Raw genomic sequence first — 14674 nt, 5'->3', positions numbered from 1 at the left:
TGAGGGAATTATACACTGTGAAATATTAATTTGTTCAACGCTTTGCGCTAAGCGCATGGCGCCATGCGTTTTATTCTTCGTCTAATTTAAATTTAGACAGGTTCATACCAAATGATAAACCTTTTGATTTTACTAGTTCTTGGATCTCTGTTAAAGATTTTTTACCGAAGTTTCTGAATTTTAACATGTCAGCAACGTCTGTAAGAAACTAAATCAGCTAAAGTACGGATATCAGCAGCTTTTAAGCAGTTTAATGCCCTAACTGAAAGGTCCATATCCACTAATTCAGTTTTAAGGATTTTACGCATGTGTAAAATTTCCTCGTCTACCTCTTTAGTTTCTTCTTTAGCTTGAGATTCTAATACTAAATTCTCATCAGAGAATAACATAAAGTGTTGGATAAGGATCTTAGCCGCTTCTTTTAATGCTTCTTCTGGATGAATTGAACCGTCAGTAGAGATATCTAAAACCAATTTTTCATAATCCGTTTTTTGCTCAACACGAAAGTTTTCAATCGTGTATTTTACATTTTTCATTGGAGTATAAATCGAATCGATTGCGATTACACCTACAACAGCATCAGCAACTTTATTTTCTTCAGCAGGTACATAACCACGTCCTTTATTGATGGTTAATTCCACCTCCAAAGTAACAGATTTATCCATGTTGCAAATTACATGCTCAGGGTTTAAAACTGTAAAGTTGTTAGAGAATTTAGTGATATCACCAGCTTTAAACTGATCTTGACCATTAACGATGATGAACACTTTTTCAGAATCACCTGAATCGCCTGTTTTCTTAAAACGAACTTGTTTTAAGTTTAAGATGATATCAGTTAAATCTTCTACAACACCTTTCATGGTAGAAAACTCGTGAGAAAACGCCTGAAAAACGAATAGTAGTAATAGCATAACCTTCTAATGAAGAAAGTAAAATTCTTCTTAAGGCATTACCAATTGTTACACCGAAACCGGGCTCTAAAGGACGAAATTCAAATGTGCCATCGAAATCAGTCGATTTCTGCATGATCACTTTGTCTGGTTTCTGAAATGCTAAAATTGCCATTTATAATTTTTTAAATTCGTTATTGAATATATAGTAACATGAAAAAAGTTAATTACCCTTTTGAGGTAATTAACTAGATCATTTATTACTTTGAGTATAACTCGATGATTAAGTTTTCCTTAATGTTTTCAGGAATCTCATCACGTTGAGGATAGGTTAAGAATTTACCAGTTAATTCACTAGCGTTCCACTCTAACCAAGCGAACTTATTGATTGTTCTACCTGCAACTGAGTTACTAATTGATTCTAAAGATTTAGATTTTTCACGAACAGCAACCACATCACCAGCTTTTAACTGATACGAAGGGATATTTACAACTTCACCATTCACGGTTACGTGTTTATGGCTAACTAACTGGCGTGCACCAGAACGGGTTGTTGAAATACCTAAACGGTAAACTGTGTTATCTAAACGTGCTTCTAATAACTGAAGTAAGTTATCACCGGTAATACCAGCACGAGAAGATGCTTTTTTAAACAAGTTACTGAATTGTTTTTCTAATACACCATAAGTATATTTTACTTTTTGTTTCTCCATTAACTGGATAGCATATTCAGATTGTTTTCCTCTTCTTTTTGATGAGCCATGTTGCCCAGGAGGATAATTTTTTCTGTCTAACACCTTATCAGGACCGAAGATTGGTTCTCTGAATTTACGGGCGATTTTTGATTTTGGGCCTGTATATCTTGCCATTTTTTTTTTTGTTTTAAAGTATCATCCAACCTGAAGCTGGAGATTCTTAGCTTTAAAATTAATTAAACTCTTCTCTTTTTAGGAGGACGACATCCGTTGTGAGGAAGTGGAGTGATATCTTTGATAGACATAACCTCAATACCTGCTACTTGTAAAGTTCTGATTGCAGATTCACGACCTGAACCCGGACCTTTTACAAATACTTCAACTTTACGTAAACCTAAATCAAATGCAACTTTACCGCAATCTGAAGCTGCTTGACCAGCTGCATAAGGCGTGTTCTTTTTAGAACCTTTAAAGCCCATTTTACCAGCAGAAGACCATGAAATAGTCTGTCCGTTGTTGTTTGTTAAGGTAACGATAATGTTGTTGAAGGTAGCATTGATATGGGCCTGACCTACAGACTCAATTACAACGATACGTTTTTTTGTTACTTTTTTACTCTTAGCCATTTTATCTTTTAGATTTTAGATATGAGACTTGAGATAGGAAACTACCCTACCCCGATACTCAGTATCCTACTTTTTCTCTTTTATTCCAGATTTGAGCAGATTTTGAAGATATGGTGATCACATCTTAAATCTCATATCTCTTATCTATCTATTACTTAGTAGCTTTTTTCTTGTTAGCAACTGTTTTTCTCTTACCCTTACGAGTACGTGAGTTGTTTTTAGTACGCTGACCACGAGAAGGTAAACCTTTTCTGTGACGTAAACCACGGTAACAACCAATATCCATTAAACGTTTGATGTTTAACTGAACCTCTGAGCGTAAAGCACCTTCTACTTTAATCTCATCGTTAATCATTGTACGGATAGCTGATAACTCATCATCAGACCAGTCTTGTACTTTTTTGTTCAAGTCGATACCAGCTGTAGTTAATATACGTTGTGCAGTTGTTCTGCCAATTCCGTAGATATACGTTAAACCGATTTCTCCTCTTTTGTTTCTTGGTAAATCAATACCTGAAATCCTTGCCATATTTATTTATTTTTTGAGTAATTCCGAACGGCGGGCCACCGTTGTGCGGTTGATTACAGTATTTTTAATTACCCTTGACGTTGCTTGTATTTAGGATTTTTCTTGTTGATTACGTAAAGTTTTCCTTTACGGCGAATAATCTTGCAATCAGCGCTACGCTTTTTAATTGATGATCTAACTTTCATTTTATTTGTATCTATAAGTAATGCGTCCTTTTGTTAAATCATAAGGAGACATTTCCAATTTAACTTTATCACCAGGAAGAATTTTGATGTAGTGCATCCTCATCTTACCTGAAATATGCGCAATAATCTCATGCCCGTTCTCGAGTTCTACCCGGAACATTGCATTGGATAATGCTTCTCTTATTACTCCGTCTTGTTCAATTGAGGCTTGTTTAGCCATATTTTATTGATTGTTACTTAATTAGCTGCTTCTAAACAGGGTTGCAAAATTAAATAAAAAATTTTAATTATTTATTTTTTTTGTTGTAAAACTTCTTCTATAATAGAAAACGTTGATAAAACCTCTGCTTTGCCCTTTTTAACCGCTACTGTGTGTTCAAAATGTGCCGATGGCTTATTGTCTTTACTTGTTACAGTCCATCCATCGTTATGGAATTTAACACCGGCTACGCCTGCATTGATCATGGGTTCTATTGCAATTACCATTCCTTCTTCAAGTTTTGGTCCTGCACCACGTTTCCCATAATTCGGAACTTCTGGTTTCTCATGAAGTTTTACACCAACACCATGCCCTACAAGTTCTCTTACTACACCAAATCCATTAGCTTCTGCATATTGTTGAACGGCAAAACCAATATCACCAATGCGCATACCCACTACGGCCTTTTCTACTCCTAACTCCAAACAACGCTTGGTAACCTCAACCAATTTCTGTTTTTCAGCATCAATTTCCCCGATGGAGAAAGTATAAGCCGAATCGCCGAAATAATTGTTTTTGATTACACCACAGTCAACTGAAATTAAGTCGCCCTCCTGGATTACGTATTCGCTTGGAAAACCATGAACAACCTGCTCATTTGGCGAAATACATAAAGAATTTGGGAAACCATTATAATTTAAAAATGCCGGGATTGCTCCGTGGTCACTTATAAATTCGGAAGCCAGCTTATCTAATTGAATGGTAGTCATGCCTGCTTTTATCACCTTGGCCACTTCGGCCAAAGTTTTAGAAACAAGCATGGAACTTTCTCTTATTAACTCGATCTCCTCAAGAGATTTGTAATAAATTTTAGACATCCTTTACACTACAACGCAGCATTGCTACTTGCAGCAGGAACACCTGTTCTGCCGGTAACTCTACCCGTTTTCATCAAACCATCGTAATGGCGCATCAATAAATAACTTTCGATCTGTTGTAAAGTATCCAAAACAACACCAACCAAAATCAATAAAGAAGTACCACCAAAGAAGTGTGCAAACTCTTGTTTAATTCCGAACTTAACCGCTAATGAAGGTAAAATAGCAATGATCGCTAAAAATACTGCACCTGGGAAAGTAATTTTAGAAATTACATCATCAATAAAAGTTGATGTTGCAAAACCTGGTTTAACACCAGGAATAAAACCACCGTTTTTCTTCATATCGTCGCTCATTTGAGTTGGATTAACTGTAATTGCAGTATAGAAGAAAGTAAATGCGATAATTAAAAATGCGAACGTTAAACTATAAGCCAACGAAGTTGTATTGCTGAACTGGATTAACCAAGAACCTTGTAATGAAGGAACAAACTGCATTAAAGCACCTGGAATAAACATTAACGCCTGAGCAAAAATAATCGGCATAACACCAGCAGCATTCACTTTTAAAGGAATGTACTGACGAACACCACCAAACTGGCGGTTACCAACAATTTTCTTAGCGTATTGTACAGGCACTTTACGTACACCTTGAACAATTAAAATGGTAAACATCACCACTGCAAATAATGCAACGATCTCTAAAACTAATGCAACAGGACCTCCACCTTCACTAGATGAACCTACACGTGCACTAAATTCTTGAGAAATTGCTACTGGTAAACGGGCAATAATACCAACCATAATGATTAGTGATGTACCGTTACCAATACCTTTATCAGTAATTTTTTCACCTAACCACATTACAAATAATGTACCTGCTGTTAATACAAACGTAGATAACACTAAAAATAAAGTATTTGGCAATAAAATAGCTTCTGCAGGAACTTGCGTTTTAACGTAACCAACAGATTGAACGATTGTGATCGCTACCGTTAGGTAACGGGTAATCTGGTTCATTTTCTTTCTACCACTTTCGCCTTCTTTCTGCATTTTTTGGAAAGAAGGAACAGCAATACCCAATAGTTGCACCACGATGGACGCAGAGATATAAGGCATTACGCCCAATGCTAAAATAGACACACGAGAGAAAGAACCCCCGGCAAACATATCTAGTAAGCCTAAGATTCCTGATTTTTCGTTATTGCCTAAAGCAGTTGGATCCACACCTGGTAAAACCACGTGAGATACGAAACGGTATACCAAAAGAATTAAGAGCGTAAACAATATACGCTCTTTTAATTCCTGAATTTTCCAGATATTACTTAAAGTAGTAAATAGCTTCTTCATTTAATAATTACAATTTTACAATAGAACCACCTGCAGCTTCAATAGCTTTTTGTGCGGTTGCAGAAAACGCATGTGCTGTAATTTCTAGCTTTGCTTTAACTTCACCACGACCTAAAATTTTAACCAAGTCGTTTTTAGAAGCTAAACCATGCGCTTGTAAAGCAGCAAAATCGATAGTTGTTAAGCTGTGTTTTTCAGCCAATGCTTGTAAAACATCTAAGTTTACGCCAACATACTCTGTACGGTTAATTGGTTTGAAACCAACTTTAGGCACACGACGTTGTAATGGCATTTGACCACCTTCAAAACCGATTTTGGTTTTGTGACCTGAACGAGAACCCGCACCTTTGTGACCACGAGTTGAAGTACCGCCACGACCAGAACCTGTACCACGACCAATTCTTTTGCTGTTTTTTGTAGAACCTACTGCAGGTTTTAAATTATTTAAATTCATTTTTTTGAATTTGTGTTGCCCTTCGCTTTCACTAAACAGGTACAACGATTAAACATATATAAAGGTAGTACAGGCTTTTACCCGTACTACCCTTAAAACTTTTACTAAATTGCTTCGATTGCTACCAAATGGTTCACTTTGCGAACCATACCGATAATTTGTGGAGTAGCTTCAACCTCAACACTTTGGTTCATTTTAGATAAACCCAAAGCCTGAACGGTTCTTTTTTGGCGCTCGCTTCTGTCGATAACGCTTTTTACTTGTGTTATTTTGATCTTAGCCATGATATTATCCGTTAAATACTTTGTTTAAATCTATACCACGAGTTTGAGCTACTGTATAAGCATCACGCATTTTAGTTAATGCATCAACAGTTGCTTTTACCACGTTGTGTGGGTTAGATGATCCTTTAGATTTTGCCAATACGTTATGCACGCCAGCACTCTCTAATACAGCACGCATCGCACCACCAGCAATTACTCCGGTACCTACTGCAGCTGGTTTGATTAAAACAAAACCACCAGAGAATTTACCGATTTGCTCGTGAGGAACAGTACCGTTTAAAATCGGAACTTTTACCAAGTTCTTTTTAGCATCATCCACACCTTTAGCGATTGCTTCAGTTACCTCTTTCGCTTTACCTAAACCGAAACCAACAACACCGTTTTCATCACCTACAACAACAATTGCTGAGAAGCTGAAAGTACGGCCACCTTTGGTTACTTTGGCAACACGTTGTATACTAACCAAACGATCCTTTAATTCGATATCGGTGGTTTTTACTCTTTTTATATTAATAGTTGACATCTTACTTTTTCTTCAGATTAAAATACTAAACCAGCTTCGCGGGCACCCTCTGCCAACGATTTTACACGACCGTGGTATAAATAGCCATTTCTATCGAAAACAACTTCTTTAACACCTGCAGCGATTGCTTTTTCGGCAACTAATTTACCTACTGCAACAGACTGATCGCTTTTGTTTCCAGTACCAGTAAAATCTTTCGATAATGATGATGCTGATGCTATTGTTTTACCGGTTACATCGTTAATTACCTGCGCATAAATCCCTTTATTGCTTCTATATACAGATAACCTTGGACGTTCTTCCGAACCGGTAAGTCTTTTTCTGATCCCTTTTTTAATACGATCTCTTCTTGATAATTTTTTACCTGCCATGATTACTATTTTTTAGATGCTGATTTACCTGCTTTTCTTCTTAACACTTCACCTACAAACTTGATACCTTTACCTTTATATGGCTCTGGTGCACGTAACGAACGGATTTTCGCTGCTACCTGACCGATCAATTGTTTGTCAATACTTTCTAAAATGATTTTAGGAGTCTGACCTTTTTCTGAAGATGTAGTTACTTTAATTTCTTCTGGTAACTGGAACACATAATGGTGAGAATAACCTAAAACAAGATCTAATGTATTACCTGTGTTTGTAGCACGGTAACCAACACCTACTAATTCTTGAGTTAATTTATAACCATCTGTAACACCAATAACCATATTGTTAAGCAAAGAGCGATATAAACCGTGTAATGCTTTGTGTTTCTTTTGTTCTGAAGGACGTTGAACTGTTAAAATTCCTTCTTCTTGACTTACAGTGATATCTGAATCTACTGCTTGTGTTAATTCACCTTTAGGACCTTTTACGCTTACAACGTTATCTTTTGAAACGGTAATTGTAACACCTGCAGGGATTGTAATTGGGGCTTTTCCTATTCTTGACATTGTGCTGTTCTCCTAATATTAATAAACGTGACACAATACCTCACCACCAATGTTTAATTTGGCTGCTTCTTTATCGGTCATTACACCTTTAGAAGTAGATAAGATTGCGATACCTAAACCGTTTAATACTCTTGGCATATTTTCAACACCAGCATAGTTTCTCAAACCTGGTTTACTTACTCGCACTAATGTACGAATAGCAGGAACTTTAGTAATCGGATTGTATTTCAAAGCGATTTTAATGGTGCCTTGAACTGTAGTATCTTCAAACTTGTAGTTCGCGATGTAACCTTTATCGAAAAGAACTTTAGTAATTTCTTTTTTAAGGTTTGATGCAGGAATTTCTACAACACGGTGGTTGGCCTTAATGGCATTCCTTACTCTTGTTAAATAATCTGCTATTGGATCTGTATTCATTTTTTATTATTTGTGATAGTGGTTTCCTGTGCCGATTTCACATCGGTATGGGACCTGCTACCGGTTAAAATTCTTTTTCAAGCCGAAAGCTAAAAGACCAAAGTCTAAAGCGATTGTATATCGCCTTAAACTTTGAACTTTAATTCTTTTTCAGCTTTAGTATTTAAGCTCAAGACTTTAGTCTTTAAGCTATACTACCAAGATGCTTTTTTAACACCTGGTATTTTACCGTCTAATGCCATCTGGCGGAACGTTACCCTTGAAATACCAAAGGTACGCATATATCCACGAGGACGACCAGTTAATTTACAACGGTTGTGTAAACGTACTGGAGATGAGTTTTTAGGTAATTTATCTAAACCCTCGAAATCTCCTGCAGCTTTTAAAACTGCACGTTTTTCAGCGTATCTAGCTACCAATTTTTGGCGCTTAACTTCGCGTGCTTTTACACCTTCTTTTGCCATTATTCTGCTGTTTTTTGATTTTTAAATGGTAATCCGAATTGTTTCAATAACTCAAGAGCCTCAACGTCAGATTTTGCCGAAGTTACGAAAGTTATATCCATACCTAAAATTTTATTGATTTTATCGATATTAATCTCAGGAAAGATGATTTGCTCAGTAACACCTAATGTATAGTTACCTTTTCCATCAAAACCTTTATCGTTAATACCTTTGAAATCACGGATACGAGGTAAAGCTACAGAGATCAAACGATCTAAGAACTCGTACATGTTGTTATCGCGTAATGTAACACGTACACCTACTGGCATACCTTTACGTAACTTAAAGTTAGAGATATCTTTCTTAGAGTTAGCAGGAACCGCTTGCTGACCAGTAATGGTAGTCAACTCAACGATAGTGGTATCCATAATCTTTTTATCTGTAACAGAAAAACGACCAACACCCTGATTGATACAGATTTTTTCCAATTTAGGAACCTGCATTACAGTTTTGTACTGAAATTTTTCTTTTAATGCATTTACAACTTCTTCTTTGTATTTGCTTTTTAATCTTGGTGTAGCCATTATTTAATCTCCTCTCCTGAAATTTTAGCAACTCTAACTAATTTACCATCTGCGTTAAGTTTACGACCTACGCGGGTAGCTTTACCAGATTTTGGATCAACCAACATCAAGTTAGAAATGTGAAGAGCAGCTTCTTTTTTAATAATACCACCGTTTGGATTTGCAGCATTTGGTTTAGTATGTTTAGATACTAAGTTAATGCCTTCTACAATGGCTCTTTTTTTATCTATTTGTACTGAAAGTACTTTTCCTTGTTGACCTTTTGAATCGCCAGCAATGACTTTAACTAAATCTCCTGTACGGATTTTAAGTTTTGATGGTGTATTTACTTTGTTTCCCATTTTATAATACCTCCGGTGCTAATGATACAATTTTCATGAATTGTTTTTCACGTAGTTCTCTCGCAACCGGGCCAAAGATACGTGTACCTCTTGGCTCATCCTGTGCGTTCAATAATACAGCTGCATTATCGTCAAAACGGATATAAGAACCATCTTTACGACGGATTTCTTTTTTAGTTCTTACAACAACTGCTTTAGAAACTGTACCTTTTTTAATGTTACCAGAAGGTAACGCGCTTTTTACGGTAACAACTACTTTATCACCAATTGAAGCATAACGTTTGCCGGTTCCACCTAGCACGCGAATTACCAATACTTCTTTTGCGCCGCTGTTATCAGCAACGTTTAATCTTGATTCCTGTTGTACCATCTTATTTAGCTCTTTCTAAAATTTGTACCAATCTCCAGTTCTTGTTTTTACTCAAAGGACGAGTTTCCATAATCAATACTGTATCACCGATACCGCATTCGTTTTTCTCGTCGTGAGCCATAAATTTGGTAGTTTTCTTTACGAACTTACCATAAATCGGGTGTTTTACTTTACGTTCCACGCTCACTACAACAGATTTATCCATCTTGTTGCTTACCACTAACCCGGTTCTTGTTTTTCTTAATTGTCTTTCCATGTCGACTCTCAAATTAATTAGTTTCAGTAGCTGACTCAGTGTTTTTCACTTTTGTCAACTCAGTGTTTAAACGGGCTATGTCTTTCCTTACTTTTGCAATGCGCGAAGGATTTTCGATAGCTGAAATAGTATGAGCGAACTTCAATTTTGATAAGTTCTCTTTTTCTTCCGCAATCTTAGCTACTAATTCTTCTTTTGAAAGCCCTGTGATTTCTGAATTTTTCATTTTTCTTTTTCTTTTACGTTGAGTGTAGCGGTTATAATAAACAAGTATTTACAACATTCACCTCAACACTTTACTATGCTTCTACGTAATCTCTACGTACTACGAATTTGGTTTGGATCGGTAATTTCTGAGCTGCTAAACGCAATGCTTCTTTAGCAACTTCTAAAGGCACACCTTCAGCTTCGAAAATTACGCGTCCTGGTCTTACAACTGCTACCCAATATTCAGGAGCACCTTTACCTTTACCCATACGTACCTCAGCAGGTTTTTTAGTTACCGGTTTGTCCGGGAAGATCCTGATCCATACTTGGCCTTCACGTTTCATGAAACGAGTTACGGCAATACGGGCAGCCTCTATCTGACGACTTGTGATCCAAGTAGCTTCTAGAGATTTGATACCGAAAGATCCGAATGCTAACTCAGCTCCACGAGAAGCTAAACCCTTCATTCTGCCTTTTTGCATCTTCCTGAACTTCGTTCTTTTTGGCTGTAACATTTTATTTTGTTCTAATCGTTAAACGATGTTAATAAATCAATTATTTACGAGGACCTCTGTTAGCGCCTGCGCCACCACCTCTGTTTGCACCACCTTGGCCCGGACCACGACCGCCGCCTTGGTTTCCACCACGTCTGTCGTTACCACCGCCACGGTTATCTCTTCCACCACCACGGTTATCTCTTCCACCGAAAGCTGGTTTATCTGATGCGCCTTTTGGACCGTTGTTTGTTGCACCAATGTTTGGAGACAAATCACGTTTTCCATAAACCTCACCTTTACATATCCAAACTTTAACACCTATTTTACCATAAGTAGTTAAGGCTTCAGCTAAAGCGTAGTCGATATCAGCACGGAATGTATGCAAAGGCACTCTTCCTTCTTTGTACTGCTCAGTACGTGCCATCTCAGCACCACCTAAACGACCAGAAGTCATGATTTTGATACCTTCAGCACCCATACGCATGGTTGATGCGATAGAAGATTTCATTGCTCTACGGAATGAGATCCTTGCTTCTAATTGTTTTGCAACACCTTCTGCAACTAATTGTGCATCAAGTTCTGGGCGTTTAATTTCGAAGATGTTAATTTGAATTTCCTTTTTAGTCAATTTCTTTAACTCTTCTTTGATTTTATCAACCTCAGCACCTGCTTTACCGATTACGATACCCGGACGAGCTGTGTGGATAGTTACTGTGATACGTTTTAACGTACGCTCAATAACTACTTTTGCAACACCGCCTTTAGCGATACGGGCAGAAAGGTATTTTCTTATTTTCTCATCTTCAACTAATTTATCGGAGTAGTTGTTGCCACCGAACCAGTTAGAATCCCATCCTTTGATGATACCTAACCTGTTACCTATTGGATTTGCTTTTTGTCCCATTTCCTAAAATTAGTTTTGAGTTGTTTCTGTACTTTTACTATCTACAATCAGCGTTACGTGGTTAGAACGTTTACGAATTCTATATCCACGGCCTTGAGGAGCTGGACGTAAGCGTTTCAACTGACGGCCACCATCAACCATAACTGTTTTTACAAAAAGTTGGTTTTCTTCAGGGCGGGCACCTTCATTTTTAGATTCCCAGTTTTTGATAGCAGATAATAATAATTTCTCAACTCTTATTGCTGCTTCTTTATTGGTAAACTTTAAAATGCTTAATGCTTTTTCTACACGTTCACCTCTGATAAGATCTACAACCAAACGCATCTTACGCGGTGAGGTTGGACAATTGTTTAATTTTGCTATTGCTTCCATTGTCTAATTATTTTTTCTTTTCAGCGTGTCCTCTGAATGTTCTGGTTGGAGCAAATTCTCCCAACTTGTGACCAACCATGTTTTCTGTTACGTACACAGGGATAAATTTATTTCCGTTGTGTACTGCAAATGTATGATTCACGAAATCTGGTGATATCATTGATCTGCGAGACCAAGTTTTGATTACAGACTTTTTGCCTGAATCATTCATAGAGTTTACTTTTTTCTCTACGTTATGGTCAATATAAGGTCCTTTTTTTATCGAACGAGCCATTATTTCTTCCTTCTCTCTATGATGTAACGATTAGAATATTTTTTAAGTTCTCTGGTTTTGAAGCCTTTAGCTAAAACACCATTTCTTGAACGTGGGTGACCACCTGATGATCTACCTTCACCACCACCCATTGGGTGATCGACAGGGTTCATCGCTACCGGTCTAGTTCTCGGACGACGGCCCAACCAACGTTTACGACCTGCTTTACCTAATACTTCGTTTGCGTGATCTGAGTTAGATACTGCACCGATAGTAGCAAGACAAGTAGTCAAGATTAAACGGGTTTCGCCTGAAGGCATTTTCAAAGTAGCATATTTACCATCGCGGGCAGCTAATTGTGCATAAGCACCTGCACTACGAGCCAATTGTGCTCTCTTTTCCAGGGTGAATCTCCACGTTGTGGATGATAGAACCTAATGGAATGTTCGATAATTTTAAAGTGTTACCTACTTCTGGTGCTGCTTTATCGCCCGATAATAATACCGAACCAACTTGCAATCCTTCAGGAGCGATGATATAACGCTTCTCGCCATCTGCATAATGTAATAATGCGATGCGGGCAGTACGGTTTGGATCGTATTCAACAGTAGCTACTGTTGCAGGAATATCGAATTTATCGCGTTTGAAGTCGATTAAACGATATGATTTTTTGTGACCACCGCCCATGTAGCGCATAGTCATTTTTCCTGTGTTGTTACGTCCACCAGACTTTTTTGATGATACAACCAATGATTTTTCGGGCTTGGTTGCTGTAATCTCCGTAAAACTAGCACCAACTCTGAAGCGGGTACCTGGAGTAACTGGTTTAAATTTTCTTAAGCCCATAGTTATAATGAATTATTAAATTAAAGGGTTGCGTAATAATCTATTGTTTCGCCGTCTTTTAACGTTACGATTGCTTTTTTGTATTTCGGGCTACGGCCTGAAACAAAACCTGCTTTAGTGTAACGAGATTTAGCTTTTCCATCAACAACCATTGTGTTAACTGCAACGATGGTTACACCGTACAATTTTTCAATTGCTTGTTTAATCTGGATTTTGTTAGCCTTATGGTTAACGCTAAACGTGAAACGGTTAGATTTCTCGGTTAAAGCTGAAGCTTTTTCGGTTAATATTGGTTTTTTTAAAATTTCCATATTATTTGGCAAATGCCTCCTCCAAAGTTTTAACAGAATCAGCAGTTAACACAAGTACACCAGCATTTAATACATCATATGTATTCAAATCTGCTGCAGCAATCACTTTAGTTTTCTGAACGTTTCTGCTTGATAAATAGATATTATTATTTTGTGCAGGTAAAACCAACAAAGTTTTTTGAGTACCCACGTTTAACGCAGCCAATAAACTTGTATAGTTTTTAGTTTTAATTGTATCGAAGTTGAAATCTTCTAAAACTACCACGTTGTTATCTTTTGCTTTATAAGCTAAAGCAGATTTACGTGCTAATGATTTTAATTTCTTGTTCAATTTAAAACTGTAATCACGTGGCTGAGGACCGAAAACACGACCACCACCGTTAAATAACGGAGATTTAATGCTACCAGCACGGGCACCACCTGTACCTTTTTGTTTGTATAGTTTGCGAGTTGAACCAGCAATCTCATTACGTTGTTTAGATTTGTGAGTACCCTGACGTTGGTTAGCCAAATACTGTTTTACATCTAAATAAATCGCGTGGTCGTTAGGCTCGATACCAAATACCGATTCAGGAAGTTGCACCTTGGCACCTGTTTCTTTACCTGAAATGTTTAATACTTTAACTTCCATCTGATTACTTGTCTAAGATTACGTAAGAACCTTTAGCTCCTGGAATGGAACCACTAACTACTAATAAGTTTTGCTCAGCATAAACTTTCAAAACCTGTAAGTTCTGAACTTTTACCCTGTCTCCACCTGTTCTTCCAGCCATGCGCATTCCTTTGAATACACGTGAAGGGAATGATGATGCTCCCAATGAACCTGGGCACGTAAACGGTTATGCTGACCGTGAGTCTGCATACCAACACCGGCAAATCCGTGGCGTTTTACAACACCTTGAAAACCTTTACCTTTTGAGGTACCTACAACATCAACAAAATCGCCTTCTGCGAAAGAATCAACCGTTACTACATCACCTAAATTAAGTGAAGTTGTAAACGAATCGAATTCTACCAGCTTGCGTTTCGGAGTTGTGTTTGCTTTCGCGAAATGGCCTTTTAACGGTTGAGTTGTGTTTTTCTCTTTTTTCTCATCGTAACCCAGTTGGATTGATGAATACCCGTCTTTTTCTTCGGTCTTTACTTGTGTAACTACACAAGGCCCAGCCTCGATTACCGTACAAGGAATGTTTCTTCCTTCGGCATCAAAGATACTGGTCATTCCTACTTTTTTTCCAATAATTCCTGACATTTTATCTTTTCTTTTTAACACCCATCGAAGCAGTAGGGCTTCGTTCAAGGTGGTTGTACATCCCCCGAAAGGGAC

At 37.5% G+C, this 14674-nt stretch carries 27 protein-coding genes and 2 pseudogenes; all 29 read right to left on the bottom strand.

Going from position 1 to position 14674, the window contains the following annotated elements; all coding sequences use genetic code 11:
- Positions 1-70: 70 nt before the first annotated feature.
- Positions 71-1065, bottom strand: a pseudogene (locus AC0IWE_RS25065) (DNA-directed RNA polymerase subunit alpha).
- An 85-nt stretch (positions 1066-1150) separates the two neighbouring features.
- Positions 1151-1759 (bottom strand): 30S ribosomal protein S4, encoded by a 609-nt coding sequence (rpsD, locus tag AC0IWE_RS25060; protein WP_029282720.1) that lies wholly within the window; start codon positions 1757-1759, stop codon positions 1151-1153.
- Positions 1760-1821: 62 nt separating this feature from the next.
- Positions 1822-2211 carry a 30S ribosomal protein S11 gene (rpsK, locus tag AC0IWE_RS25055; protein WP_055910073.1) on the bottom strand — a complete coding sequence of 130 codons (390 nt, stop codon included), beginning with the start codon at positions 2209-2211 and terminating at the stop codon, positions 1822-1824.
- Between the two features lie 151 nt (positions 2212-2362).
- On the bottom strand, positions 2363-2740 hold the full coding sequence (gene rpsM, locus AC0IWE_RS25050; RefSeq protein ID WP_010599886.1) for a 30S ribosomal protein S13: 378 nt from the start codon (positions 2738-2740) through the stop codon (positions 2363-2365).
- Positions 2741-2808: 68 nt separating this feature from the next.
- Positions 2809-2925: a 50S ribosomal protein L36 gene (gene rpmJ, locus AC0IWE_RS25045; protein ID WP_010599887.1), complete on the bottom strand. Its 117-nt coding sequence runs from the start codon at positions 2923-2925 to the stop codon at positions 2809-2811.
- A 1-nt stretch (position 2926) separates the two neighbouring features.
- Positions 2927-3145: a translation initiation factor IF-1 gene (infA, locus tag AC0IWE_RS25040; RefSeq protein ID WP_010599888.1), complete on the bottom strand. Its 219-nt coding sequence runs from the start codon at positions 3143-3145 to the stop codon at positions 2927-2929.
- 71 nt (positions 3146-3216) lie between these two features.
- Positions 3217-4002 (bottom strand): type I methionyl aminopeptidase, encoded by a 786-nt coding sequence (gene map / locus AC0IWE_RS25035; RefSeq protein WP_471795178.1) that lies wholly within the window; start codon positions 4000-4002, stop codon positions 3217-3219.
- An 8-nt stretch (positions 4003-4010) separates the two neighbouring features.
- Positions 4011-5351 (bottom strand): preprotein translocase subunit SecY, encoded by a 1341-nt coding sequence (secY, locus tag AC0IWE_RS25030; protein ID WP_029278656.1) that lies wholly within the window; start codon positions 5349-5351, stop codon positions 4011-4013.
- 7 nt (positions 5352-5358) lie between these two features.
- Complete coding sequence (gene rplO, locus AC0IWE_RS25025) at positions 5359-5805, bottom strand: 50S ribosomal protein L15 (RefSeq protein WP_055910204.1); 447 nt, start codon at positions 5803-5805, stop codon at positions 5359-5361.
- 104 nt (positions 5806-5909) lie between these two features.
- Positions 5910-6089, bottom strand: a complete 180-nt coding sequence (gene rpmD / locus AC0IWE_RS25020; protein ID WP_010599892.1) for a 50S ribosomal protein L30 — start codon at positions 6087-6089, stop codon at positions 5910-5912.
- A 4-nt stretch (positions 6090-6093) separates the two neighbouring features.
- A complete protein-coding gene (gene rpsE / locus AC0IWE_RS25015; protein ID WP_010599893.1) occupies positions 6094-6612 on the bottom strand; it encodes a 30S ribosomal protein S5 in 519 nt (172 codons plus the stop codon).
- A 17-nt stretch (positions 6613-6629) separates the two neighbouring features.
- A complete protein-coding gene (gene rplR / locus AC0IWE_RS25010) occupies positions 6630-6983 on the bottom strand; it encodes a 50S ribosomal protein L18 (protein ID WP_029278655.1) in 354 nt (117 codons plus the stop codon).
- Between the two features lie 5 nt (positions 6984-6988).
- The gene (rplF, locus tag AC0IWE_RS25005) at positions 6989-7546 is read right to left on the bottom strand and encodes a 50S ribosomal protein L6 (protein ID WP_055910076.1); all 558 of its coding nucleotides are present in this window, start codon (positions 7544-7546) and stop codon (positions 6989-6991) included.
- An 18-nt stretch (positions 7547-7564) separates the two neighbouring features.
- Complete coding sequence (gene rpsH, locus AC0IWE_RS25000) at positions 7565-7963, bottom strand: 30S ribosomal protein S8 (RefSeq protein WP_010599896.1); 399 nt, start codon at positions 7961-7963, stop codon at positions 7565-7567.
- Positions 7964-8157: 194 nt separating this feature from the next.
- Positions 8158-8427 carry a 30S ribosomal protein S14 gene (gene rpsN, locus AC0IWE_RS24995; protein ID WP_025145214.1) on the bottom strand — a complete coding sequence of 90 codons (270 nt, stop codon included), beginning with the start codon at positions 8425-8427 and terminating at the stop codon, positions 8158-8160.
- Complete coding sequence (gene rplE, locus AC0IWE_RS24990) at positions 8427-8993, bottom strand: 50S ribosomal protein L5 (RefSeq protein ID WP_086547740.1); 567 nt, start codon at positions 8991-8993, stop codon at positions 8427-8429. The genes rpsN and rplE overlap by 1 nt, the downstream gene beginning before the upstream one ends.
- On the bottom strand, positions 8990-9331 hold the full coding sequence (gene rplX / locus AC0IWE_RS24985) for a 50S ribosomal protein L24 (RefSeq protein ID WP_471795177.1): 342 nt from the start codon (positions 9329-9331) through the stop codon (positions 8990-8992). Before rplX ends, rplE begins: the two co-directional genes overlap by 4 nt.
- 1 nt (position 9332) lies before the next feature.
- Positions 9333-9701 (bottom strand): 50S ribosomal protein L14, encoded by a 369-nt coding sequence (gene rplN / locus AC0IWE_RS24980; protein WP_010599900.1) that lies wholly within the window; start codon positions 9699-9701, stop codon positions 9333-9335.
- Between the two features lies 1 nt (position 9702).
- Complete coding sequence (gene rpsQ / locus AC0IWE_RS24975) at positions 9703-9957, bottom strand: 30S ribosomal protein S17 (protein ID WP_010599901.1); 255 nt, start codon at positions 9955-9957, stop codon at positions 9703-9705.
- A 13-nt stretch (positions 9958-9970) separates the two neighbouring features.
- Complete coding sequence (gene rpmC, locus AC0IWE_RS24970) at positions 9971-10183, bottom strand: 50S ribosomal protein L29 (RefSeq protein ID WP_055910078.1); 213 nt, start codon at positions 10181-10183, stop codon at positions 9971-9973.
- A 73-nt stretch (positions 10184-10256) separates the two neighbouring features.
- On the bottom strand, positions 10257-10679 hold the full coding sequence (rplP, locus tag AC0IWE_RS24965) for a 50S ribosomal protein L16 (RefSeq protein ID WP_010599903.1): 423 nt from the start codon (positions 10677-10679) through the stop codon (positions 10257-10259).
- A 40-nt stretch (positions 10680-10719) separates the two neighbouring features.
- Positions 10720-11565: a 30S ribosomal protein S3 gene (gene rpsC / locus AC0IWE_RS24960; RefSeq protein ID WP_029278651.1), complete on the bottom strand. Its 846-nt coding sequence runs from the start codon at positions 11563-11565 to the stop codon at positions 10720-10722.
- Positions 11566-11574: 9 nt separating this feature from the next.
- Positions 11575-11937 carry a 50S ribosomal protein L22 gene (gene rplV, locus AC0IWE_RS24955; protein ID WP_029278650.1) on the bottom strand — a complete coding sequence of 121 codons (363 nt, stop codon included), beginning with the start codon at positions 11935-11937 and terminating at the stop codon, positions 11575-11577.
- A gap of 7 nt (positions 11938-11944) precedes the next feature.
- Complete coding sequence (gene rpsS / locus AC0IWE_RS24950) at positions 11945-12211, bottom strand: 30S ribosomal protein S19 (protein WP_010599906.1); 267 nt, start codon at positions 12209-12211, stop codon at positions 11945-11947.
- On the bottom strand, positions 12211-12576 hold the full coding sequence (locus tag AC0IWE_RS24945; protein ID WP_471795176.1) for a hypothetical protein: 366 nt from the start codon (positions 12574-12576) through the stop codon (positions 12211-12213). The genes rpsS and AC0IWE_RS24945 overlap by 1 nt, the downstream gene beginning before the upstream one ends.
- Positions 12566-13036 carry a 50S ribosomal protein L2 gene (gene rplB, locus AC0IWE_RS24940; protein WP_471795175.1) on the bottom strand — a complete coding sequence of 157 codons (471 nt, stop codon included), beginning with the start codon at positions 13034-13036 and terminating at the stop codon, positions 12566-12568. Before rplB ends, AC0IWE_RS24945 begins: the two co-directional genes overlap by 11 nt.
- A gap of 20 nt (positions 13037-13056) precedes the next feature.
- Positions 13057-13347, bottom strand: a complete 291-nt coding sequence (gene rplW, locus AC0IWE_RS24935) for a 50S ribosomal protein L23 (protein ID WP_029278648.1) — start codon at positions 13345-13347, stop codon at positions 13057-13059.
- Between the two features lies 1 nt (position 13348).
- A complete protein-coding gene (gene rplD / locus AC0IWE_RS24930; protein ID WP_055910081.1) occupies positions 13349-13978 on the bottom strand; it encodes a 50S ribosomal protein L4 in 630 nt (209 codons plus the stop codon).
- Positions 13979-13982: 4 nt separating this feature from the next.
- Positions 13983-14599: pseudogene (rplC, locus tag AC0IWE_RS24925) on the bottom strand (50S ribosomal protein L3).
- Positions 14600-14674 lie beyond the last annotated feature (75 nt).

Source organism: Pedobacter sp. AC402 (genome assembly GCF_979252805.1).
The sequence above is the reverse complement of the archived record's forward strand: the minus strand, read 5'-3'. Positions and strand labels throughout refer to the sequence as shown.